The organism is Megasphaera cerevisiae DSM 20462, from assembly GCF_001045675.1.
Lineage (GTDB): Bacteria > Bacillota > Negativicutes > Veillonellales > Megasphaeraceae > Megasphaera > Megasphaera cerevisiae.
Genome location: NZ_LEKT01000157.1, coordinates 1 through 684 on the forward strand (window position 1 = coordinate 1; position 684 = coordinate 684).

1 protein-coding gene is annotated in these 684 nt (G+C 40.8%); it reads left to right on the forward strand.

The features are described from left to right. A partial coding sequence (locus AB840_RS15515; protein WP_048515706.1) for a PTS sugar transporter subunit IIC occupies nucleotides 1-684 on the forward strand: 684 nt, incomplete at both ends.

Here is a 684-nt window from a genome sequence, read left to right on the forward strand (position 1 = left end):
GCTGTGGTTGGTGCAGCAACATTTGTCGGTTCTGGTGCAACGACAATTACAAATCACCAATGGGTCATTACAGGTATCGGAGATTTAATTAATACCATGATTACCGGAGCGATTGCAGTAGGTATTATTTTAATCATCGGAGATCGTGCAGGCAGTTTAAATATGATTATCTTACCCATCGTTGCCGGTGGTATTCCTGGTCTCTTAGGATTATTATTACTGCCTTATACCAAATTGATAACAGTGGGCATAGGTAGTGTTGTTAATAGCTTAACAAATACACAACCTATCATTATGACAATTCTAATTGCAGTGATATTCTCTATTCTTATTGTGTCACCGATATCTGCGATTGGTATTGGTATTGCCATTGGTATTTCAGGGCTCGCAGCAGGTTCAGCCGCTGTAGGTGTCTCTGCCAGTGCTATTATGCTAGCACTAGGGGCATGGCGTGTTAACAAAGTAGGTGTTCCTATTTCAGTGTTACTCGGTGCCGTTAAATTAATGATGCCGAATACCATTCGACATCCTATTATATTTTTACCAGTTACATGTACCGCTGCAGTATCAGGACTCGTAGGCGGGTTGCTTAATATTAAAGGTACACCTGATTCGGCTGGGTTTGGTTTAATCGGATTAGTAGGCCCAATTAAGTCATTAAACTTATTAGGTACTAGTATGGGT